The following is a 22,409-nucleotide window of genomic DNA, read 5'->3' as shown; positions in this document are numbered from 1 at the left end:
TAAAGGATTTTTAAAATATGTAGAAGAGGCATTACCATATATAGAAAAAAAGGTAAAGAACGCTACATTATAATAGGGATCAATGTAGCGATATAACTAAATATTAATCAATCTAGGATTCTCTTCGGAGAGTCCTTTTTTAATACAAAAAAATGGAGGTAAAAGAATGAAACAAAATACAGATTCTTTATATGTTGTAATCCTAGGCGGTGGAATTTCTTCCATCGCTTATTTGCTTGGAGGGCTTGATAAGTTGGTTATTGCATTGGCGGTTTTAATGGGGATTGATTATTTAAGCGGTATAGCTGTTGCTTATTTTTACAAAAAAGATTTGCAATCAAAGAAAGCATTTAAAGGGTTGATGAAAAAAGCAGGTATGATTTCAGCAGTCATTGTTGCTAACCAGTTAGATCAAGTCGCTGGTAGTGGCGGAAGCTTCATGCGTAATGCGATGATTATGTTTTTAATCGGTACAGAGGGAATATCATTCGTTGAAAACCTTGGCTATATAGGTGTTAAGGTACCTGTTCAATTCTCTAGTGTGTTGGAGCAATTTAAAGATAGAGAAGGAAAAGGAAAATAAGCTGCTCATTCGAGAGTGGCTTTTTTATATTCAATAAATTATAGGGAGAGATTGAAATGACATTATCAGTTGATTATTTAATTGAAAAAGCAAATCGTAAATTAAACGTTGCTGGAATGCATAAAGAAGTGGCCGACAAGGTTCGTAAAGTGATATACGAACTACAAAAGCAAGGCATCTATATTTGCGTGGCGCAAGGATTTCGCTCATTTGCAGAGCAAAATGCATTATATGCACAAGGCCGCACTAATCCAGGCAAAATTGTAACAAATGCTAGAGGTGGACAGTCCAACCACAACTATGGTGTAGCTGTTGACTTATGCTTATACACAAAAGACGGAAAAGGTGTTATTTGGACAACTGGTGGCGACTTTAAAAAAGTTGTTGTTGCGATGAAAGCTGAAGGTTTCAAATGGGGCGGTGATTGGAAGTCTTTTAAAGATTATCCGCATTTTGAATTGTATGATACTGTAGGCGGCGAAAAGGCTCCAAATACAACAATTAAAAAAGCATCTACAAATAAGAAAGCAAACACTAAGAAGAAAACTGCAACTGACAATAAAGCAATCGTGAAGTTCCCAGGCACACTAGACATCGGAAGCAAAGGAACGGACGTCAAAAGAGTACAACGCGCTGTTGGCGTAGAACCAGATGGCATCTATGGCAAAGGCACAAAGAAAGCTGTACAAGCATATCAAAAGCGTCACAGATTAACAGCTGATGGGGTAGTGGGTAAAAACACATGGACAGTAATGTTTTAATTGCATAAAATAACTCGGATGGGTATAAAATAGTTTTACAGCATGATTAAGCTAAAAAGTCCTTCTCCTATTGAGAAGGGCATCCTTTAATTTATTATATTTAGAACATAATGTTATGTAAGGAATATTAGGTAATTATATTGGGCAGGATTAATTATTAAAAGGCTGTCGAGGTTATTCTCAACAGCCTGATATTTGGGTATACAGTTTTTTTTCTTCAAATTTCTTTCTTTATTTTAAGAATGTTAAAATGAAACCAGTGATAATTAGATTTAATGCACCAATCCGAATAACCCACATCACTATTCTCTCTTTTAAAAATTTTGAAATTTTGTGGGCCAAAACAGTATAGGTTATATCATTTAGGATACCTAGTAACAAATAAGTAGCAGCCAGTATTGTTATTTGATGAATATATGAATATTCATTATTGATAAATTGTGGGAAAAAAGCAGCGAAAAATATAATACTTTTAGGATTTAAAACAGATATCCAAAAGCCCTTTATAAAGGACTTTCTTTTTTCATGAGTATTATTGGTATTGCTTAATCTTTTAGATTTGCCTTTTGATTCAATCCAAACTCTAACTCCTAAATATATTAAATAAAGTGCACCAATTATTTTTAAAGTTAAAAAAGCAATAGGAGAGGAAACTATAATTGCTCCTACCCCAGCAAAAGATAAAATCATTGCTACTAAATCTCCTAAAAAAACGCCTGGAATAATAGATAAAGCATTTCTTTTTCCATCATTTATACTTGTAGTAATAAGAAATGTTACTGCGGGTCCAGGTGCGGATATTATGAATGTAGAAGCAATAATAAACGAAACCCATAATTCAATTGACATGATAAACCTCCAGAATAAATATTTTTAGAAAAAAATATTTTCTAAACCAAATAGTATCTTGGGAAGACTTTCGTAACAATATTCGTTAGGAATATAGGTTGGAGGTAATATAGATAAAAACTTAGATAAATTTTCCTCAGAATCAGAAGCTATTATACTATAAAAGTTTCCACTATTCCAAATCATAGCAGCATGACCAAAATTATCTTTTAATATTTTATTAAATTCATGCAATGTAATTTGTTGGTTATTCATGATTGATAGAATATCTTTCTTTTTAATTTCTAATTCATTCATAGTGAAAAATCGCGATTTAAATTTTTGATCTTTTTGTTCTTCTCGCTTAATATATTCGTCTATATTTTCATGATTAAACTTCTCTATAAATATAAATAATCCATCTTCCTTTAGATTGCTTTTAGCTTTTTTTATCTGCTCGTCCCTATTTTTTCCATACATTTGAAAAGTTGTATCTTCTACTATAACATCAAAACCATTAATAAAAGGAAAGTATTCTTTATTTTTTTTTAATAAATCTTTAGTAACATTAAAATAAGGACCGACATAAAAAGAAGAATGTTCGGGTATTCCATGGCTAAAAAAACTATCTCGATTCTCTTTTGTTGGACTACAAGAAAAAGTTTTGATTTTTCCATTACCTAGTAAGCCAAGTGTTCTTGCCATTGTAGCTTCAGCGGTCCCTAAAGTATATATTGTTACAAATTTTTCATCTGTCTCTTTATTAAAGCTATAATCGAGTAAAGATCTTCCTAATCTGCATTCTTGTTCTAATATGTATGGGATGCTAGAGAAGAAATGTTTATCAAAATTCCCACGAAGTTTATCATGTATTTCATAAAATTTTATAGTTTTTACATCCCCTTTAAATAGTTCTATCGTTCCCCTATATATTTTTTTAGAAGGTATTCCTTTTCGTCCAGATGCTGTTTCAGAAAAAAATTTAGACATTTGATTTAGTCTAGGAAATTCTTCTTTCACTTTAATAATGGTATTTTTACTCATAATTGATATAACCTCCAAAATCCATTTTTGTAAAATTATATCATAATAAATGGTATTTATTTATAAAAAATGTAAAAATGTTGTAAAAAATAGATTGAGAATGTACTAATAACTTTTTTTGTACATTTCGCGAACGAGTAGGAATAAATACCTAAAATAAAGAATCTTCCTAGTAAGAAAGGAGGGATAGAATGACAGAATATGAATACTTGTTACAACTAAAAGAACAATATGAAAATGTCCAAACTTCTACCGACTTGAAAAACCTCATTGATAACTTCCTTGCTGTCTTCCCACAAGATCAAACATCTCTTAAGAAATAATAAGTCAATAACTTCTCAGTCTTATTTCGCAAATTCGAATTAAAGTATCGATGTACCTCATGATAACCCTGATAATAAAAATTATATTGGGTAAATACACCGTCGTTTTCACCTTTTTGTACCTTCATCTTGTTCAGTCTCATCTTGTCATTAATTATCTTAAGGTCTTTCTGGACTTTCAACATGGTATGTTCTATTAGGTCTAGATAGACTTGTCTTAGTTTAAACCCAGGCGTTTTTTCAGCAACCTTACGATCGTATTCCAATACTAATAAAAGCAGCGGTAAATAAATAGCCTGTTCAATTATTTTTCTATGTTCATCCTTTATTTTAGTCATAAAATCAATCCTATTCATTAATAACTACCGACCATTTAATCTTAGAATATCAGAACAATTGTTCGATTTCAAGATTGATTAAGAACGCTTGTTCCTATATAATTATATCCAAAGAAGGAGGTAGTTATGTGATGAATCAACAACTAGAAAAAGCTTTGAAAAATAAGAGAGCAATTGAAATTATTTATGAAAGCAAGAACAATTTCACGAAGAGAACTATTTTAGTAAAAGAAGTAAACAGGACATATATTAAAGCTTATTGTCTAACAAAAAAGCAGCCGCGCATCTTTAAGATCGATTCAATCTTAGCTGCCTCATTTGTTTATACTAAAGAAAAATTATATGCATAACAGAAGCCCAACTCGGTTGAGAAAGGCTGTTTTACTGTAGCTTTAAATTTTATAATTATTACTATTCATTTTCATTGTTTTGCTCTTCAGAAGGTTCTTCAGTTGGATCTGGTTCATCTTCATCAACCCCATTACAACCAAATAGAAATCCTAAGGATAAAATAGAAGATATTAGTAGAAGTAAGTGTTTTTTTCTTTTCAAAGTTTATTTCTCCTTTCAAGAAAATTTTATTCTAACCTAGTATCAACCTGATCCAAAAAATTATACCAATGAAGATATTAAGTAATCCTTATTACGGATACTCTATAATAAATATGTAATAAAACAGCCCAACTCTTTGAGAAGGGCTTTTGTTTATTATTCTGATGGAGAAATACTAACTGTTAATATTCCAGCCATATTACTAGCTTTATAAATAACTCCGTTATATTCATATGTTTCGTCTAAATTAGAAAAATCACCACTGTTAAATTTTAATTTTTTCATTAAAATATTACCACGCTCTTCTGCAGAAAGTTTGGGATTTGAAACAGCGATTAAGTTACCAAAAGCCAATATAATATCTGTATTCTTTCCGTTATCATTTGTAGGTTGCCCCATTATACTAATATATCTCACTTTATTAGTTTTAGGTTCCAAATCACCAAGTACTTGTAAATAATCCGTGATTTTTGCACTTAAAGCTATATTATCTTTTTGATTTGTTGGATCTTCATCTGTGAAATTTGCTATTTTTGAACCTTTTATGTTAGGAACTATTGTTATCCAATCATTTTTAAATTGATCCCACGTAAAATCAAATGATGGTTTATCATCTTCTTTTTCAGTTGCAGTACGCATATCTGATTCATATTTTTTTACTTCTTCCATATTTTTAAAAGTATTAATTTCTGCTATTTTTGCATCAGATATATCAATGTTTTCAGCTACAATATTAGCTACTATATAACCTTCTTTTGTCTTTATCACACTACCTACATTTCCATTACCTATTGAAATGTTTTTCTCTGGAGTAATATTTAATTTTTTTTTGGCTTTATTATATTCTTCAGGGTAATCCATACCCACTTTTATTTCATTTAATACTTGTTTATTCGTAATTTCTTTTTTCTCTTCCTTGGTAGCATTTGCTTCTTTTGAAACAGGTTCTGCTTTTTCTTTTGGTTTTTCTCCATCCACAAAAAATGATGATATGAACATAATCCCTAAACATGTTAATGAACTTAAAAAAATCTTTTTAGCAGGCTTTCTTCTCACCTTTAAAACGATCCCATAAACTAAAGTAATTAAAAAACCTAATGTTGCAATACTCATTATAAAATCCAATGTGGTTCCCCCTAATTAGTCTTTTTCTACTATTTTTATATTTTATAGAAATAGGGAGACCTGTACTATATATTCGACAAAAGTAGACAAATTATTCATTTTAATTTCGCAGTGAATTTTGTTGAGAATGAAACGGTCATGAAAGATTTAAAGGGGCAGATATTAAAGAAGAAAATGGGATGGAGAAATAAAAAAAGGCGCTAATTAAGCGCCCATGATAACACCCATAAAACACCCATGAATGTTTTATATATTTTGATTTGTTTATATGGATGAATCAAGAAAATAAGATAATAATAGTTGTTTATATGTGTTTTAATCCGTTTTTATGTCATTATACATGTTCCGTACGCAAGTACACCCATGGGAGAGAGATCAGTACTTGGAAATGTACTAAGAGAGAGAAGCCTTGGCGCTGTAGGCGCTGGGGCTTTTTTCTATTATGGATGAAAAATGGAGATTTTTATTGATATTTTGTGTTTCCTGAAACTGGCTAATTAGATCTATTAGACGGTTATTAAAATGAGTTAACACATACTTAATAAAGAAAAAACTTTAAGTTGTTGAATAATTGTAATATTTGTGATTAAATTGTAATAAAATAAGTAGTTATTATACGAGTGGATCGATGATATGATGTGTATTAATATGGAAAGAAGGTCTGGAAATGAAAAAGTTATTTTTATTGTTTTTTTCAATATTGTTTTTATTCTTAAGTTATTCTCTTTCACCGCTTGAAGCTAATGCTGCTCAAGAAACATATATTATTACACCTGATACGAAACCACTTGATCAAAGGATAATAACATCAACTTATTATAATAATGATACGAAAGATTATTTTGTTTGGCAATCATATCTACAATTATTAGAGAAGCAAAAAGGCGGCACACTTATTATCGCGCCAGGTACATATACGATTTCAAATGCACTTGCTGTGCCTTCTAATGTCACAATCATTTTCCAAGATGGAACAAATATAATAAAAGGCAATACGACTGGAGTAGCTTCGTATAGACCTTCTGCTTCCCTTTTCCAATTGATTCGACCGTCCCTTATAAATAAAAAAGGTGTAGTTGGTAAGCACGGTGGGGAGAAAAACATCGCTTTTATTGGGGAAGGTAATGTCACAATTGATATGCAGAATACAAAGGATGGCATTGCGATTATTGCAGGACATAATAAAAACGTTGAAATACGTAATATTACTTTTCAAAATATGAATAGCGGCCATTTTATTGAGATGGATGCAACAAAGCAAGCAGTTATTGCTGGTAATCGTTTCTTAGAGTCTATTCCGTCCATGAATTTTGTCAAAGAAGCAATTAATCTCGATACACCAGATCCAACTACCGGTGGATTTAACAGTAAGTGGAGTAAAATGGATCGAACAGCAAATAAGAATATATGGATTGAAAATAATACCTTTAACAATTTAGATAGAGCAATTGGTACGCATAAATTTTCAGAAGGAGAGAATCACACAAACATTGTGATAATAAATAATACGATTGAGAATATGCGTAATGATGCGATTAGAGTAATGAACTGGAAAAACTCGCTTATTAAAGATAATAGAATTAATAATGTTGCCGGAGGTGCAGATGGTAAACGCGGCATATTGGTTAGTGGTTCAAAGAACATGACCATTGAGTTTAATACTTTTGATAACCTTGCTAGACCAATACAATTTATGCCGTGGCAAAACAGTGGACCGGGATCACAATACCCTGTTATCTATGATAAATTATACAAACAAAACATCGAAGCGCTAAAAACTAACCAAGGATTTAATGTGAAAGAAAAATTTACTAGAATTAATAGAGAGTATAATAATTTTTCATCATCTACTACAACGTTTGTACCAATGAACTAGTAGGTTGACTTAAAGAACGTTAACAGGTTCCAAAAGATTAGTACTTTGAAATATATATAAGGCTCTTTTCTTAAAGTTTGTTGTTTTTTATGTAAAAAATGGGAGAAGATTACTCAGCAGACTGAATACACGTAGACTCCTGTGGGAATGCGAGAAAGACGAGACCCCACAGGAGCGTATGCGACGAGGAGGCTCGACGCTCGCTAAACGGACGAAGTGTATTCGGGCTGCGAGTTTAAAAGCAACAATCTATACGAAAACAGCCATTTATAAAAAGAAGCCTTAGCGCTGAAGCGTTAAGGCTTCTTTTTAGAGACCAAAATGAAGTTAGTTGGTTGTTATCTGCTCAAAATATAATTTTTTTGGATGAAATATTGGAAAGATATTAGAAGATCCATAATAGAAAAACAGCCAAATTGGGATATTGATAACCGATTTATATGAAAACATGACTTGATATAACGTATACCCCAATTTGGAATCAAGTTAAGCATTATTGGAGATTAATAGCTTCCTAAAAAAGAAGCACCGACAATGATAAGCAAAATAAATAAAACGACAATAAGCGCAAAGTTATTAGATCTACCGCCATATTCAGACATAAACCACACCTCCTTTATCGTTTTCATAACATGGTATGATTCATTTCCATTTATGTATGGACAAGAATACATATGTAAGTGAAAAAAATAAAAATGGGTGGTTTATGGCTGTAAATGATAAGTGATCCAATCACGTTTTTTGCAAAATTATGAAAAAAGAAAGCCCTCTTACAATGAATGCAGTTACTAACTTCGGCTTTATAGTTTAAATAATGATTAATTTATGGTAGTTAACTCAGAATAATGAACTAATTGTACTTTGAATTTATTGGTAATATCTCTGATTTCACAAAACCCATTAGTATACTGAAAAATAATTCTAAACCTTTTTCCATTGTATAAAACATTATTATGGTTCATAAAATCCTCCTTATAAAATGGATCATAAAGTGAAAATGTTTTAAATTATGTAAATCTCATTATATACTGATTTTATATAAATACTAGGCGTCTAAGTCTCTATTTTTTGTAAATTTTTATTTAGTTTTTGTAAATCCTTCTTAGTGCATGTTCAAGCATGAGAACAATCAAGCGGAAAAGGTAGAGGTAAGGAAGTCACGAAGCCCAGAGCGTTGGAAAGAGCATTGTTAGTACGGAAGTAGAGATGCGGCAGCTATGGTTCCTAGACTTTTTGAACTATATTTAATAGACAAAAGGCCTATTCCATCATCAGAAAAACCGACTAATAGAATAGGTCTTATTAAATTAAGGAGATTTTACTAATTTTATATAAGAGGTGTCAATTTTGTTGACTTAGTTTCGAATCTCCTAATTTATCTTTTGTCATAAAGAATATACAGATTAAAGAAATGAAAAGTGGTATAAACGTCCATAAAAAAGTAGTAGTGATGGAGTTTGATAATACTTCTGTGATTTCCTTTAAAATATTTGCTGGGATATGCGCACGTGCTTCTGGAGATAAGATGCTGCCGCTAGTTGCGTTATCTCCTTTATTAAACATTTCTGGTAGACCGGAAGTGAAATTATTTCTCTGAATGACGCCAAATATGGTAATACCTAAAGTCATTCCTAATGAACGTAAAAAATTGCTTGTAGAGCTTGCAATTCCTCGTTCTTGTGGCAATGCTTTTTGCAACGTAGCCATGCTGAGTACGGAGAACGAAGGACCAACCCCTAACCCAATTAGGATCATATATAAAATAACAAGCCATCTCGGCGTTGATGGATCCAATGTACTTAACAGTAACGTGCCAATTCCCATTAGTACAGCTGATGAAACCATAATCTTTTTATAGGCGAATTTATTTGCAAGTGCACCACCTAAACCTGCAGCGACACTAGTTGCTACCATCATTGGCAAAAGCAGTAATCCTGAATTTGTTGCAGTACCACCTTCTACACCTTGGATATAAAGTGGGATATAAATAGTTGACACCATAAATACTGCACCATAAAACATGCCCGTTAACACACTGGTAGTATATAATCGTTCTTTAAATAAATTAAAGGGTAATATCGGATCTTTTACCTTTTTTTCCACTAGTAAAAATAGAATCAAACAAATAATAGATGCAGCAAATAAGGAGAGAATTTGCCAAGAATCCCAACTATATGTATGGCCGCCTAATTCTAATGCAAACATCAATGATACAGAAAAACTAATAAGTAAAATAGAACCAATCCAGTCAATATTTTGAACAGTATGGAATTTAGATTCTTTGTAAAAAACAAGAATTAGCACTAGAGCAATAAGACCGATTGGAATATTAATAAAAAATATCCATCGCCAATGAAAATGATCGGTTATAAAGGAACCTAACAACGGTCCAGCGATACTGGATAAACCAAATACTGCACCAAAAATGCCGCTCATTTTTCCCCGTACTTCTTTTGGAACAACATCCCAAATAATAGTGAACGCAATAGGCATTAGCGCACTGCCGCCAATTCCCTGTATCGCGCGAAAAATACAAAGCTGCACCATCGTTTGCGCAGTTCCACAAAGAATGGAACCAAAAAGAAAGAGTAAAATGCCAAACATAAAAAACTTCTTACGTCCATACATATCCGACAACTTGCCGAAAATAGGCATTCCAGCCATTTCTGCCACTAAATAAGCAGATGTGACCCAAACATATTTGTCCATACCGCCTAAGTCACCGATAATGGAACCCATGCTTGTAGCTACAATTGTGTTGTCTAAGCTCGCAACAAAAATACCAAGCATGAGTGCACTCATTACTGGTACAATTTTTGTTTCTTTATTCATAATAGAGACCTCTTTTCTGTCACTAGGTGAAATATAATTTGAGTCTAACACTGTTAAATTACTTAGTAAAGCAAATGTGCATCAACTAATATACAATAGAAGTAAAGAGGTAGTGAAATTGCAAAGGATGAAGTTCCATATGTATACCATCATATGTTATCCCTAAAAGGGGGGCTAATAATGAACAAAATTTTTTAGTCGGGCTGCGGATCGTATTAAAAGGAATAAAGGCTGAGATGGAGGAAATTGAATGAACGGAGGAGGCAAGTTATTATGCCTCCTGCTACTTTTAAGCTTTGCATACTTTTTTATCTATTGATAGATTTAAACTTTGCCATTTATTCTTCAAATTTTTTAATAATAATAGCTGAATTATGTCCGCCAAAGCCAAAAGAGTTTGAAAGTCCGATTGATAAGTTGTTCATAATCCTAGCACCTTCAGGAACATAGTCTAATTCACATTCTTCGTCAGGTGTATTCAAATTAATAGTCGGTGGGATGATTCCATTCTGCAAGCTTTTTACTAATGCAATAGCTTCGACAGCACCCGCTGCTCCAAGCATATGGCCAAACATTGATTTGTTGGCTGTTACAGGAATTTGGTAAGCTTTTTCCTGAAATAGCTTTTTAATTGCCATCGTTTCTGAGCGGTCGCCAGTTGGTGTACTTGTCGCATGGGCACTGATGACATCTATATCATGTATGGTCCTATTTGCACTGTGAAGCGCTTTTTTCATCGCAAGGTAGGCACCTCTTCCTTCGGGATGGGGTGCTACCATATGAAATGCATCCGAACTAGAACCATAACCAATCATTTCTCCATATATAGGTGCCTTTCTTTTTTTTGCATGTTCGTAAGATTCTAACACAAGAATGCCGGCACCTTCACTCATTACAAAGCCATCTCTTTCCTTATCAAAAGGGCGGCTTGCTTGCGAGGGCACTTCATTATTGGTAGACAATGCTTTTGCGTTGCTGAAGCTTGCTATTGATAATGGCGAGATAGCCGCTTCTGCACCGCCGCTAAAAATAATATCTGCGTCTCCGTTGCCAATTGCTTGAAAAGCTTCACCAATGGAAGTATTTCCGATTGAACAAGCTGTAACAGGAGACATGGACGGTCCTTGAGCTCCTAAGCGAATGCTGATTTTAGCAGCAGCAGCATTCGATATCATCATAGGCACTAAATTTGGACTAACTCTGTTAGATCCTCTGTTATTTAACGTATTAACATTATCAATCAGAGTATTTAATCCGCCAATTCCTGAGCCAACAAATACTCCAATACGTTCTGGATTGGTATTTTCTAGTTGTAATTGAGAATCTATTAACGCTTGTTCAGCTGCAGCTAACGCAAATTGTGTAAATCGATCTAATTTTTTGGCTTCTTTTGCTCCAAAAATTTCATGTGCATCAAACGATTCTACTATTCCAGCTATTTTTGTTTTCAACTGCGATGTATCAAAAATGTTGATCTCCTTAATTCCAGATCTACCATTTACTAAAGCATTCCAAAAACTATTAACATCATTTCCTAATGGAGAAATAATCCCCATCCCTGTAATAACTACTCTACTCATTAAAATTACCTCCGTTTTGAATGGATAGTATCATTATTAACGATAATTTATCCTATTACAAGTTGTAGTTTATCCTAGTATAATGAGTAATAGATTATTAATAAGAGTGTATGTTCGAAAACAAGGACATCAGGGAGATGTTAAATCAGCTATGCTTCCTGGAATTTTGAACAACCTATAAAAGGAGAAAAAAATGAATCAAGAAGGAAGATTACATGCACTTTCCGAATTTTTGAAAACAAAACGATCGAAAATTACCCCTCAAATGGTTGGTTTACCTGTTGGCATTAGGAGAAGGACACCTGGTTTACGGAGAGAAGAAGTGGCGCAGCTAGCTGGTGTTAGCACAACATGGTATACGTGGCTAGAGCAAGGAAGGGATATTAAAGTCTCTGTTTCTGTATTAGAGAATATTGCAGATGCTCTTCAATTAAATAAAGATGAACGGAAATATTTGCACGGCTTAGCAATGGAAGAAGGGGATAAATCAGTCTATATTCAAGAGGAAAGTCCCATCATTACACCATCTTTACAAAAAATAATAGATGAACTTCAATATTGTCCAACTATTATTTCCGATAGACGCTGTTATATCGTTGGATGGAATGAAGCAGCAGCTCATATTTTTTTAGATTTTGGGAAAATCCCTTTAGAAAAAAGAAATCTGCTTGAATTGCTTTTTTCACGGAAAGAATTACGAGCGCTTGCTGTTAACTGGGAGCATTTCGTAAAAGGGTTTATTGCCATTTTTCGAACGTATTATGGACAATATGTAGCAGATGATTGGTATACAGCGTTTATTGAAAAAATGGAACGAGAATATCCAGATTTCAGTAAATTATGGAATGAAAGTGAAGTCAGTTCTGCTCCTGAAGTATGGATTGAGTTTCGCCATGCTAAGCTTGGAAAATTAATATTTAGTCTTACATCTTTTCAAGTCCAGGGCAACCATGATTTAAGATGCAGTGTATATACACCAGAGGAAGGCACTTCAACAGAAAACAAATTAAAAAGTGTTGTTAAAGATAAAGAATAGATGTTCGTTCATTGGAAGCAGCAAGAGAATAAATTTGTTATGTGTTAAGTAGGAGAAAAAATATTGCAGTGAAATTAGGACTATTTGAACAATTCCGTTTATAATATATAGATAAACAGTTGCCATAGGAGGAGATACCAGATGAAAAGAATAGCTGTTTTCTGTGGTTCAAGTAATGGGGCATCCCCAATTTATTTAGAAGGTGCGAAAGCTTTAGGGAGAGAATTAGCAAAAAGAAGTCTAGAACTTGTATATGGAGGATCGAGTATAGGTTTAATGGGTGCTGTTGCGGATGCAGTTCTACAAGCAGGTGGAAAAGCAATTGGTGTTCTGCCCAATTTTTTAGCGGAGAAAGAACTTGCTCATAAAGATTTAACGGAATTAATCGTTGTTGATTCCATGCATGAACGTAAAGCAAAAATGGCTGAATTAGCAGATGGCTTTATTACACTACCAGGTGGTGCTGGAACTTTAGAGGAATTCTTTGAAATATACACTTGGGCCCAATTAGGTTTACATCAAAAACCATGTGGTATTTTAAATACCAATCATTATTACGATCCTCTTATCCGATTAATCCACCATATGGTTGATGCTGAGTTTCTGCAAGAAAAATTTCGCAACATGGCTCTTGTAGATGCTAATCCGGAAACACTGCTTAATCAATTAAATACATATACACCACCAACGGTTAAAATTTTTCTAACCGAAAATCAAACATAAGCTGCCGTGTAAGGAAATAAGCAGAAAACCCGCATATTGCGGGTTTTTGTTTAAAGATAAATAGATTCTTATGAATAAAGAATAAATTTATTGGACTAGATTCAAGAAAAAGATTTCCATTTCATGTATAATTGTACCATAGGTGGTTGTTCAAAAAGTCTGGTAACAGTAGCAGTCGAATCTCTTCATTACGTGACCGCATCAGTTCACAGGCAAGCACCACACCAACGCTTCTGGCTTCGTGACTTCCCTGCCTCGAACTTCTTCGCTTAGATTATTCTCTTTTTGAACACGCGCAATAAACTAGGGTGTAAACGGAGGTGTACTATGAATAACCATACCGAGCAACGAAGTAAAAAACAGCTTATCGATTATAATGCAAGAAAAGGACATATATTATATATTTATGAAGATATCTCGAAATATATGGAGAATACAGTTGATTTTATTTTGCAGGCATTAAAAAATAAACATCAGCTATTACTGATTGAAAAAGAAGAAGTTTATAAGGAGGTTTTCGATACACTTACAAATCTTGTTCCTCCTAATGAACTGGAATCTATTTATTTTCTAACTGATCAATGTTTTTTACAACTGTGCGATGGAACAAGCTTTGAAAGCCTTCAAGCTTATTTCAAACAAACCTTTAATAAGGGGAAATGGGAAGAGAAAAAAGTTGACAGTTGGATACATATATCTATGAATGAGCACACAAGACCTAGTTATAATTTAAATCAAATTGGAAGAATATTAACAGAAAAAGATAGTGTAGGTGAAAGTAACGCTGTTTTTGCTTTAAATGGAGAAGAAGTTTCTGCAACGTATCAAAATAAACTAGTAACTGCATATCCATACTTTATGACAGATGATCAAATAATAGAATCTTTATTTTATATGCACGCAAATAATCCATCATTTACGGTATATAAAGAAAAACAAGAATTAGAAAGTATCATAAAAGCTACAAGGCATCAACTGGAATCGTTTATTATGCGAAATTTAGATCCAATAGTCATATTAAATAATAAGGATATAGTTTTGACAGTAAATGAAGCGTTTGAAAAAACCTTTGGGTGGAAACCACAAGAAATAGTTGGAGTAAATTCTTTGCATTTACCACATATACCAAAAAGTGAAATGGAGGAGGTTTATCAAAATAGATGTAAAACATTTATAGGAGAAAACGTAGAAGAATATGAATCAATCAGAGTAAACAAAGAAGGAAATCAACTTTATGTGCTGATATCTTGTTTACCGCTTAGAGATGAATATGATAAAGTAAATGGCCGCGCAGTTATTATTAGGGATATAACAGAAAAAAAACAAGCACAAGAATTATTAGTAAAAGCAGAAAAATTATCGATTGCAGGAGAGTTGGCAGCAGGAATAGCACATGAAATAAGAAACCCAGTTACAGCGATCAAAGGCTTTTTGCAACTGATGGAACAAGCGGAAGAGAAAAATAAAGTATATTATGAAATAATGGAGGCAGAAATAGAAAGAATTGAATTAATTCTTAGTGAGTTGTTAATTCTCTCCAAACCACAAGCAGTTCATTTTGAATGGACAAATATTTATGAATTAATACAAGATACGGTCATTTTGTTAGAAGCGGAAGCAATTATGAAAAATGTTCAAATCGATTTGGAAATTGAGTCTGATAAATTTTTTATTAATTGTGAAAAAAACCAAATAAAACAAGTATGTATTAATTTTATAAAAAATGCGATTGAGGCAATGAAAAATGGAGGCAAATTGACCATTCAGCTTAAAAAGACAAATGCACAAGAAGTGTTAATCGTCTTTATAGATGAAGGCTGCGGCATTCCTGATTACGTACTGTCTAAATTAGGTCAACCTTTTTATACAACAAAAGAAAAGGGAACAGGTTTAGGTTTTATGGTCAGTAAAAAAATTATCGAAAATCATAAAGGGACCGTTTCTATTAGCAGTCAAGAAAATATTGGTACAACCATTGTTGTGAAAATTCCTTTATCCCACTCTTAACTCATGTCTAGTCTCCGCCATTTAACAAGGTAAAAGCAGATTCAAACCTAATTAAGGCGACGCAGCTCAGACCCCTTTTCGATAAAAAAAGATGCAGATTATTCAATCAGTCTGCATCTTTATATACATTTAGCGATTATCTATTTTTTCTGGATATAAATCATGATTCATTAATCGATGGGATGCCATCTCTTCATATTTTGTTCCTGCTTTTCCATAGTTGCAGTATGGATCAATCGATAATCCTCCACGAGGAGTGAATTTCCCCCAAACTTCAATATAACGTGGATTTAACAGTTTGATTAAGTCATTCATAATAATGTTGACACAGTCTTCATGAAAATCGCCATGATTACGAAAACTGAATAAATATAATTTTAATGATTTACTTTCGACAATTTTTTGATCCGGAATATAACTGATATACATCGTTGCAAAATCAGGTTGACCAGTGATTGGCACTACTTATGAGCAAGGGCACTTCCGCTTTTCTTATAAGTAGGTGGACTATATCATATTCTTATGCTTCTGCGATAAAACATAAGAACCCTCGCGCTTCCATCCATATGGATGTACTCTACTCTCTTTTGCAAATAATACTACAATATCGCTTCTTATTTGCACGATTTCGATAGTCTCTGCACCTTCTCCATATTAGAAGTTGTTCAAAAAGACGGAAGGATTTTTGAACAACTTCTAATAAGAGCTTGGCTCAGGATTAGAAATTTCTTTCCTTCCCTGAATTCACGAGGTTTAAGCGACAGTGTTGCCACTGAAGTGTGCCCTTATTGACACAGACTGGTAAATTCCGGACAGTTGAATTTAACAAAATAATCACGATTTACATGCAAATTATCAACAGATTCTAAAATATCAGGATTGTATTCATAAACATATTTTGTTCCTTGGTTTCCTAATAAGGTTAAATCTTCTAAACCTTCTTCTGTTTTTCTGCCAGACATAACATAACCTCCAATGATTGTTTGTACACTAAAAAGAGGCAAATTTAATAGCTATAAAAAAGTTATCATGGAACAAAAGAAAAAAGCCATCTCCATCATGGACATGGCTTTTTATTGACATGTGTCCATAGTTTTTTATAGAGGGTCGCTATGAACCTCTTCCTTGTACATATTACATATTTATAAAGAAATGATATAGGAATTTCGCTAGAACGTCAACAAGATTTCCCTTCCAGGCTACATTCCATTATTTAATGGAATGTATATCTTGATTGATGCTTTCATCCTTTTCGTTTTTGTCTTTCATCCTGCTGAAAATATTAGCAAGTAGAGAACCGGATAGATTATGCCAAACGCTGAAAATAGCACTTGGTACTGCTGCTAAAGGCGAGAAATGGGCGGTAGCGATGGCTACTCCTAAGCCGGAATTTTGCATGCCGACTTCCATGGCAACAGCCTTTTGTTTTGCTAAATCCATTCCACATAAACGGGCAAAGAAAAAGCCAATCAAAAATCCAAGTAGATTATGCAGGATAACAACTCCAAAAATAAGCAGACCTGTTTGCGCAATTTTGTCAGCGCTGCCTGCTACTACTGCTGAAACAATTAATACAATAGCAAGAACAGAAACGAGCGGCATTGCTTTTGCACCTGCTTTTGCCTGTTTGCCAAAGAACTTTTTAATGATTGCACCAAGAACTAAAGGAACAATAACTACTTGTACAATTGAAAGGAACAAAGAAGCAACGCTGATATTAACCCATTTGCTTGCAAACAGAAGAATGAGCAGCGGCGTAACAATTGGTGCAAGAATGGTAGAAACAGAAGCAATCGCAACAGCCAGCGCTACATTTCCTCTTCCTAGAAACACCATAACATTAGAAGCGGTGCCGCTTGGACAGCAGCCTACTAAAATGACACCAACAGCTACTTCTTTTGGTAAATCTAGACCAATAGCAAGTATAAAAGCAAGCAGAGGCATGATAACAAAGTGTCCAATAACCCCAAGAGCAACATCCTTTGGTCTTTTTACAACTTCTTTAAAATCCGACGCTTCGAGTGTCAGGCCCATTCCAAACATAACAATTCCTAATAAAGGAACGATATATTTTCCAAGACCAATAAAGTGATCTGGCAAGTAAAAAGCAATAATAGCAAAGATTAATACCCATAATGTAAATGTTTTTCCAGCAAAGTTGCTGATTTTCTCGATGAAACCCATAAATAAATAAACCTCCAATAAAACTTTTTGTCAAATTATCTTACACAATAATCATTCATTTATACTAGTGTAAACATTAAAAAAAATCAATATGTTTTTAATCTACTATTTGCTGGCTTTTTGAGTTTTTCATTATCTAATAATTTTAGACTTTTTCCTTTCCTATTTTCATATAATTCTGTAATACAATGCTTTAATTTGTAAAACGTATAATTCTTTAAAAAAGATGAAGGAAGTAAACAATCAATTCTAAAGAATAAATGGTCTGCTGTTAAATTTTCCTTATGGCATTTGGTAATTCCAGTCAGGAGATGAATGTATTGACGATAATCGGAAAAAGTATTCTACGCAAAGAATCTTGGGATAAGGTTACGGGAAAAGCAAAATATACGGGTGATTATATAACAACGGATGCTTTGCATGTTGAATTGATAAAAAGTACATATGCACATGCAAATTTAATCAAGATCGACATAACAAAGGCGAAAGATGTGAAAGGTGTACGGGCCATCATTTTAGGTGGAAACCTCCCGTTGATTGGAGAAGAAGTGATGGATCGTCCCCCTATCGCTGTAAATAAAGTTCGTTATTATGGAGAAGTGATAGCCTTAATTGTAGCTGATTCTGAAAGTCTTGCAAAGCTTGCTGCAAGTAAAATAGCAGTGCAATATGAACCGCTTTCAATTGTTAAGTCTGGTCTAGAGGCAATTCAGTCGAATGCTCCCATTATCCATGAAGATATTGAAAAATATATAAAAGATGAAAGTATTTATCCGCAGCCTGGAACGAATATTATTAATCATGCAAAAATTAGAAAAGGGAATATGGAAAAGGGATGGTGAGAAAGTGACATTGTCATAGAATTTACTTTTTTTATCCCATTAGCTGACCATTGTGCCATGGAAACACGGTCAGCTATATGTAAAATTGATGCAAACGACAAGGTTCATATTGTTACGAGTTCTCAGGCTCCATATATGGTGAAAAAAATTATTAGCAGAGATTTTGGCATAGATCCAGGAAAAGTGGTGGTAGAAACCCCTATAGTTGGAGGAGGATATGGGGGAAAAGCATCTGTTCACTTGGAAATATTTGCGTATATTGCATCAAGAGCAGTAAACGGCAGAAGGGTAAAAATTGTTAACACACGAGAAGAGGATATATCCGTATCCCCTTTACATATTGGCTTGAATGCGACGATAAAGCTTGGCTGCACAAAGTCAGGCAAGTTAAAAGCTGCGCATATTAACTATATTTTTGATGGAGGTGCATATGCTGATAAATCTCCCCATTTATGTACTGCAGGAGCAGTTGATTGCACCGGACCTTACCAATTAGAAAATATTTGGTATGATTCCTTCTGTGTGTACACGAATCATCCTTATGCTGCCCCATTTCGTGGGTTTAGTCATGGCGAAGTGCATTTTGCTTTTGAAAGGGCGATGGATCTATTGGCAAACAAAGCTAATTTAGATCCTCTCGATTTAAGGCAATTAAACGCTATCCATCCGGGAGATACAACACCTACCAAGTAATCTTAAATAATAGCAATGTTGGTAATTTAGATGAATGTATTGATCGATTAAGAAAATGGAGAACTGGGAAGAAGGAAGAATAACGGAATTAGGAAATAATAAAATAAGAGTAAAAGGAATTAGTTGTTGTTGGAAAAATTCAACAATAGGTCCTGACGCAGGTTCTGGTGTAACTTTAACCTTTAATTCGGATGGAAGCATCAATTTAATGTCAGGTTTAGTTGAAATCGGAACAGGCACAAAAACAGTTCTTGCCCAAATATTAGCAGAAAAAATGAAAATGAGTGTTGATAGAATATATGTTCGAATGACGGTGGATACACAAATTGAACCAGAACATTGGAAAACAGTAGCTAGCAGAGGAACTTTTATGGCTGGAAGAGCGGTGTTATCAGCAGCAGATGATGCAATCAAACAATTGAAGAAAATGGCAGCAATCGTTTTAAGAGTGCCAATAGAAGATTTAGAAGTAGGAAATGAAAAAGTATTTGTATCAGATAATCAAAATCTATATGTAAAAGTTAAAGATATTGCTTATGGGTATATTTATCCAAATGGCAATGCTATTGGCGGGCAGATTATTGCAAAAGGAAATTATATGCTCCGCGGCCTGACAAAACTTGATCCAGAAACAGGTGCAGGCACCCCTGAACCTGAATGGACAGTTGGAGCGCAGGGAATAGAAGTTGAATTTGATAAACATACATGTACATATTCGATTGTGAAGGCAATAACGGTTATGGATATCGGAGAAGTATTAAATTATAGTGGAGCTATTGGACAAGTAAAAGGTGCAATGAGTATGGGGATTGCTTGGGCTGGTAGAGAAGCTTTTTATTTTGATGAGTATGAAAGGTTAAAGAATCCACAGCTAAGAACATATAGACCACTTAGGTTTGGAGAGCATCCAGAATATATCGTTGACTTTGTGAAAACGCCTCAACTTGATGCTCCATTCGGCGCAAGAGGTGCTGGGGAGCATGGAATAATAGGAATAGCCGCAGCATTAGGAAATGCCTTATCATCTGCTGCAGAAGCTCCGTTAAATTCCTTGCCCCTTATTCCAGAAACAATATGGAGAGAAAGGAGGAGGAATACTAATTGAATTTTGATTATTTTCTACCTGCAGATTTAGAGGAAGCTACATCTTTATTCCATACTTTAAACAAGGATAAGAAGCACCCATTGTATTTTAGTGGTGGAACGGAAATATTAACATTAGGTCGGTTAAATATGGTACAGACAAATGCTGTTATTGATATAAAAAAGTTAGATGCATGTCTTGTACATCAGCTTGAAGGAGACTATTTAGTTTTTGGATCTGCCTTAACGTTAACGGAAATTGAGGAGAAAAATCTATTTCCGTTATTAACAGAAGTTTCCAAAGAAGTGGCGGATCTAACAGTAAGAAATAAAATAACACTTGGCGGCAATATATGTGGTGCAATTTTTTATCGAGAGGCAGTTTTGCCATTGCTTTTAACAGACAGTATTTTATTGATCAAAAGGGATGAAACCGTGCATACAGAAATGATTTCTTCTATTTTTAAAGAAAAATTACGTATAAACAAAGGAGATTTGTTTGTTCAAGCGTTGATCGAGAAAAAGTATATTACAGCTCCATTTGTAACGGTAAAAAAAAGACAGCAATGGGAAACAGGTTATCCTCTAATCACAGCAGCAGCATTAAAAATAAACAATCAAATTCGAATTGCTTTTAGCGGTTTATGCCCTTTTCCTTTTCGCTCGCAAACAATCGAAAAAACTATAAACGACCAAAGTTTAAAGTTAAATGAGAAATTGGATACGGTTATCAATCATTTACCTACTCCTATTTTGGATGATATAGAAGGTTCTTCAGAATATCGATTATTTGTGTTGAGAAACTTGTTAAAAGATATATTAGAAGTATTAGAGAGGGGACAATACTTTGAGTAGTTTTTCCAAAAAAATAATCGCGTTTCTAGAAGTGAATGGGGAAAAGAAGGAAGTAGTGATTTCACCTGATCAAACGCTATTAACAACACTGCGAGAGAATTTATATTTAACAGGTGCAAAGCCCGGTTGTTTAAATGGTGACTGTGGTGCATGTACTATATTAGTGGATCAACTGCCAATCAAATCCTGTATTATGTTAACGCTTGAAGCTATTAGTCATTCCATTAAAACCATTGAAGGCTTACATGATGCTCCGATACAACAAGCATTTATTGAACAGTTTGCTTTTCAATGTGGTTATTGTACACCAGGATTTATCATGAATGGTCATGCGTTATGTACCAAGCATCCGAACGCAACAGATGAGCAAATTCGTGAATGGCTGTCTTCGAACATATGCCGTTGCACATGCTACGAGGAGATTGAAAAGGCAGTCAAATCCGTTTTGAATAAAAAAATAGACGAATAGAAATAGATAGAACTTTTTTTAAATAGTATGTTAGAGAGTAATGTTTATTTAATAATCTCTATTTCTTTTAAAGGATAAAATCGAAAGACAGCTTCCCCAATTACCGAGTCTGCACGAATAAAGCCAAATTCTCTACTATCATGACTATGTAAGCGGTTATCCCCCATTACAAATAAATATCCTTTTGGAACTTTGTCTTTTCCAGTTTTCTCTTCTAAAGTAAAGTCACCTGTTATTTTATTAAAGGGGGCGCTTTCTTTATTCTCTTTCAAATAAGGTTCTTTATAGGCTTTTCCATTAATATATAAGACTTCGTCTTTGACTGAAATACGATCACCAGGCAATCCTATCACTCTTTTAATATAATTTTCATCCGCATCGGGTGCATGAAAAACAATCATATCAAAATGGTTTATTTTACTTGTTTTACTCACAATAATTTTATTGCCAGCTTCAAATGTAGGGGACATTGATGCACCTAAAACCACACTCGGGCTAAAGAAAAACGTACGGCATATCACAACAATAATCATTGCAAAAAATAATGATTTTAACCATGAATAAATCTCTTTTTTAATAGAATCGTTCATTTCTGTTTCTCCAATCGTTTTATTATCTAAAATATTATAGTAACTTTCTTGGAAATTCAAATAATAGCTATCTTTTCCATTAAAG

General features: G+C 33.7%; 21 protein-coding genes, 2 pseudogenes and 1 riboswitch. Of the genes and pseudogenes, 11 read left to right on the top strand and 12 right to left on the bottom strand.

Annotated elements, in window-relative coordinates:
- The first annotated feature begins 166 nt into the window (after positions 1–166).
- Both ACTYA4_RS20575 and ACTYA4_RS20570 read left to right on the top strand, forming a co-directional pair.
- Positions 167–583: a phage holin family protein gene (locus ACTYA4_RS20575; RefSeq protein WP_443481675.1), complete on the top strand. Its 417-nt coding sequence runs from the start codon at positions 167–169 to the stop codon at positions 581–583.
- A 56-nt stretch (positions 584–639) separates the two neighbouring features.
- The gene (locus tag ACTYA4_RS20570) at positions 640–1,344 is read left to right on the top strand and encodes a M15 family metallopeptidase (RefSeq protein ID WP_445505853.1); all 705 of its coding nucleotides are present in this window, start codon (positions 640–642) and stop codon (positions 1,342–1,344) included.
- A gap of 231 nt (positions 1,345–1,575) precedes the next feature.
- Here ACTYA4_RS20570 and ACTYA4_RS20565 read toward each other — a convergent pair whose 3' ends face one another.
- Entirely contained in the window at positions 1,576–2,193 is a 618-nt protein-coding gene (locus ACTYA4_RS20565) for a LysE family translocator (RefSeq protein WP_443481677.1), read from the bottom strand.
- A 24-nt stretch (positions 2,194–2,217) separates the two neighbouring features.
- Positions 2,218–3,216, bottom strand: a complete 999-nt coding sequence (locus ACTYA4_RS20560; protein ID WP_443481678.1) for a hypothetical protein — start codon at positions 3,214–3,216, stop codon at positions 2,218–2,220.
- Between the two features lie 191 nt (positions 3,217–3,407).
- Between ACTYA4_RS20560 and ACTYA4_RS20555 the strand changes: the two genes are divergently transcribed.
- Positions 3,408–3,539: a hypothetical protein gene (locus ACTYA4_RS20555; protein WP_443481679.1), complete on the top strand. Its 132-nt coding sequence runs from the start codon at positions 3,408–3,410 to the stop codon at positions 3,537–3,539.
- Here ACTYA4_RS20555 and ACTYA4_RS22330 read toward each other — a convergent pair.
- The gene (locus ACTYA4_RS22330; protein WP_510186489.1) at positions 3,518–3,877 is read right to left on the bottom strand and encodes a YhjD family protein; all 360 of its coding nucleotides are present in this window, start codon (positions 3,875–3,877) and stop codon (positions 3,518–3,520) included. The two genes, ACTYA4_RS20555 and ACTYA4_RS22330, sit on opposite strands and share 22 nt — an antisense overlap.
- Before the next feature lie 131 nt (positions 3,878–4,008).
- Here ACTYA4_RS22330 and ACTYA4_RS20550 point away from each other — a divergent pair, with 131 nt between their 5' ends.
- A complete protein-coding gene (locus ACTYA4_RS20550) occupies positions 4,009–4,227 on the top strand; it encodes a WYL domain-containing protein (protein WP_443481725.1) in 219 nt (72 codons plus the stop codon).
- A gap of 61 nt (positions 4,228–4,288) precedes the next feature.
- Here the strand turns inward: ACTYA4_RS20550 and ACTYA4_RS20545 are convergent, their stop codons facing one another.
- Positions 4,289–4,429, bottom strand: a complete 141-nt coding sequence (locus tag ACTYA4_RS20545) for a hypothetical protein (protein ID WP_443481680.1) — start codon at positions 4,427–4,429, stop codon at positions 4,289–4,291.
- Between the two features lie 156 nt (positions 4,430–4,585).
- Entirely contained in the window at positions 4,586–5,554 is a 969-nt protein-coding gene (locus tag ACTYA4_RS20540; protein WP_443481681.1) for a hypothetical protein, read from the bottom strand.
- A 667-nt stretch (positions 5,555–6,221) separates the two neighbouring features.
- Between ACTYA4_RS20540 and ACTYA4_RS20535 the strand changes: the two genes are divergently transcribed.
- Positions 6,222–7,430: a right-handed parallel beta-helix repeat-containing protein gene (locus ACTYA4_RS20535; RefSeq protein ID WP_443481682.1), complete on the top strand. Its 1,209-nt coding sequence runs from the start codon at positions 6,222–6,224 to the stop codon at positions 7,428–7,430.
- A 503-nt stretch (positions 7,431–7,933) separates the two neighbouring features.
- On the opposite strand, the gene ACTYA4_RS20530 is transcribed toward ACTYA4_RS20535, so the two are convergent.
- From ACTYA4_RS20530 to fabF, 3 genes are all read right to left on the bottom strand, one after another.
- The gene (locus ACTYA4_RS20530) at positions 7,934–8,032 is read right to left on the bottom strand and encodes a YjcZ family sporulation protein (RefSeq protein WP_443481683.1); all 99 of its coding nucleotides are present in this window, start codon (positions 8,030–8,032) and stop codon (positions 7,934–7,936) included.
- A 739-nt stretch (positions 8,033–8,771) separates the two neighbouring features.
- Positions 8,772–10,265: an MDR family MFS transporter gene (locus tag ACTYA4_RS20525; protein ID WP_443481726.1), complete on the bottom strand. Its 1,494-nt coding sequence runs from the start codon at positions 10,263–10,265 to the stop codon at positions 8,772–8,774.
- 335 nt (positions 10,266–10,600) lie between these two features.
- Complete coding sequence (gene fabF, locus ACTYA4_RS20520) at positions 10,601–11,842, bottom strand: beta-ketoacyl-ACP synthase II (RefSeq protein ID WP_443481684.1); 1,242 nt, start codon at positions 11,840–11,842, stop codon at positions 10,601–10,603.
- Between the two features lie 193 nt (positions 11,843–12,035).
- Here fabF and ACTYA4_RS20515 point away from each other — a divergent pair, with 193 nt between their 5' ends.
- The 3 genes from ACTYA4_RS20515 to ACTYA4_RS20505 all read left to right on the top strand — a co-directional run bounded on the left by ACTYA4_RS20515 (position 12,036) and on the right by ACTYA4_RS20505 (position 15,608).
- On the top strand, positions 12,036–12,878 hold the full coding sequence (locus ACTYA4_RS20515; RefSeq protein ID WP_443481685.1) for a helix-turn-helix transcriptional regulator: 843 nt from the start codon (positions 12,036–12,038) through the stop codon (positions 12,876–12,878).
- Between the two features lie 141 nt (positions 12,879–13,019).
- Positions 13,020–13,601: an LOG family protein gene (locus ACTYA4_RS20510; protein WP_443481686.1), complete on the top strand. Its 582-nt coding sequence runs from the start codon at positions 13,020–13,022 to the stop codon at positions 13,599–13,601.
- Between the two features lie 327 nt (positions 13,602–13,928).
- A complete protein-coding gene (locus ACTYA4_RS20505) occupies positions 13,929–15,608 on the top strand; it encodes an ATP-binding protein (RefSeq protein ID WP_443481687.1) in 1,680 nt (559 codons plus the stop codon).
- 129 nt (positions 15,609–15,737) lie between these two features.
- Here ACTYA4_RS20505 and queF read toward each other — a convergent pair.
- The 3 genes and pseudogenes from queF to ACTYA4_RS20490 all read right to left on the bottom strand — a co-directional run.
- Positions 15,738–16,067: pseudogene (gene queF / locus ACTYA4_RS20500) on the bottom strand (preQ(1) synthase); the annotation flags it as partial.
- A gap of 326 nt (positions 16,068–16,393) precedes the next feature.
- Positions 16,394–16,570: a hypothetical protein gene (locus ACTYA4_RS20495; protein ID WP_443481688.1), complete on the bottom strand. Its 177-nt coding sequence runs from the start codon at positions 16,568–16,570 to the stop codon at positions 16,394–16,396.
- A 121-nt stretch (positions 16,571–16,691) separates the two neighbouring features.
- Positions 16,692–16,735: riboswitch (PreQ1 riboswitch) on the bottom strand.
- Positions 16,736–16,817: 82 nt separating this feature from the next.
- Complete coding sequence (locus ACTYA4_RS20490; RefSeq protein ID WP_443481689.1) at positions 16,818–17,792, bottom strand: bile acid:sodium symporter family protein; 975 nt, start codon at positions 17,790–17,792, stop codon at positions 16,818–16,820.
- 311 nt (positions 17,793–18,103) lie between these two features.
- Here ACTYA4_RS20490 and ACTYA4_RS20485 point away from each other — a divergent pair.
- The 3 genes and pseudogenes from ACTYA4_RS20485 (at position 18,104) to ACTYA4_RS20475 (ending at position 21,734) form a co-directional block, all read left to right on the top strand.
- A pseudogene (locus ACTYA4_RS20485) lies at positions 18,104–20,432 on the top strand (xanthine dehydrogenase family protein molybdopterin-binding subunit).
- Complete coding sequence (locus tag ACTYA4_RS20480) at positions 20,429–21,265, top strand: FAD binding domain-containing protein (RefSeq protein WP_443481690.1); 837 nt, start codon at positions 20,429–20,431, stop codon at positions 21,263–21,265. The pseudogene ACTYA4_RS20485 and the gene ACTYA4_RS20480 overlap by 4 nt, the downstream one beginning before the upstream one ends.
- Positions 21,258–21,734, top strand: coding sequence for a (2Fe-2S)-binding protein (locus tag ACTYA4_RS20475; RefSeq protein WP_443481691.1), 477 nt, complete (start codon positions 21,258–21,260; stop codon positions 21,732–21,734). Before ACTYA4_RS20480 ends, ACTYA4_RS20475 begins: the two co-directional genes overlap by 8 nt.
- 44 nt (positions 21,735–21,778) lie before the next feature.
- On the opposite strand, the gene lepB is transcribed toward ACTYA4_RS20475, so the two are convergent.
- Positions 21,779–22,324: a signal peptidase I gene (gene lepB, locus ACTYA4_RS20470; protein WP_443481692.1), complete on the bottom strand. Its 546-nt coding sequence runs from the start codon at positions 22,322–22,324 to the stop codon at positions 21,779–21,781.
- Between the last annotated feature and the right edge of the window lie 85 nt (positions 22,325–22,409).

The sequence above is a fragment of the Niallia yueguangensis genome, assembly GCF_052663115.1.
The sequence above is the reverse complement of the archived record's forward strand: the minus strand, read 5'-3'. Positions and strand labels throughout refer to the sequence as shown.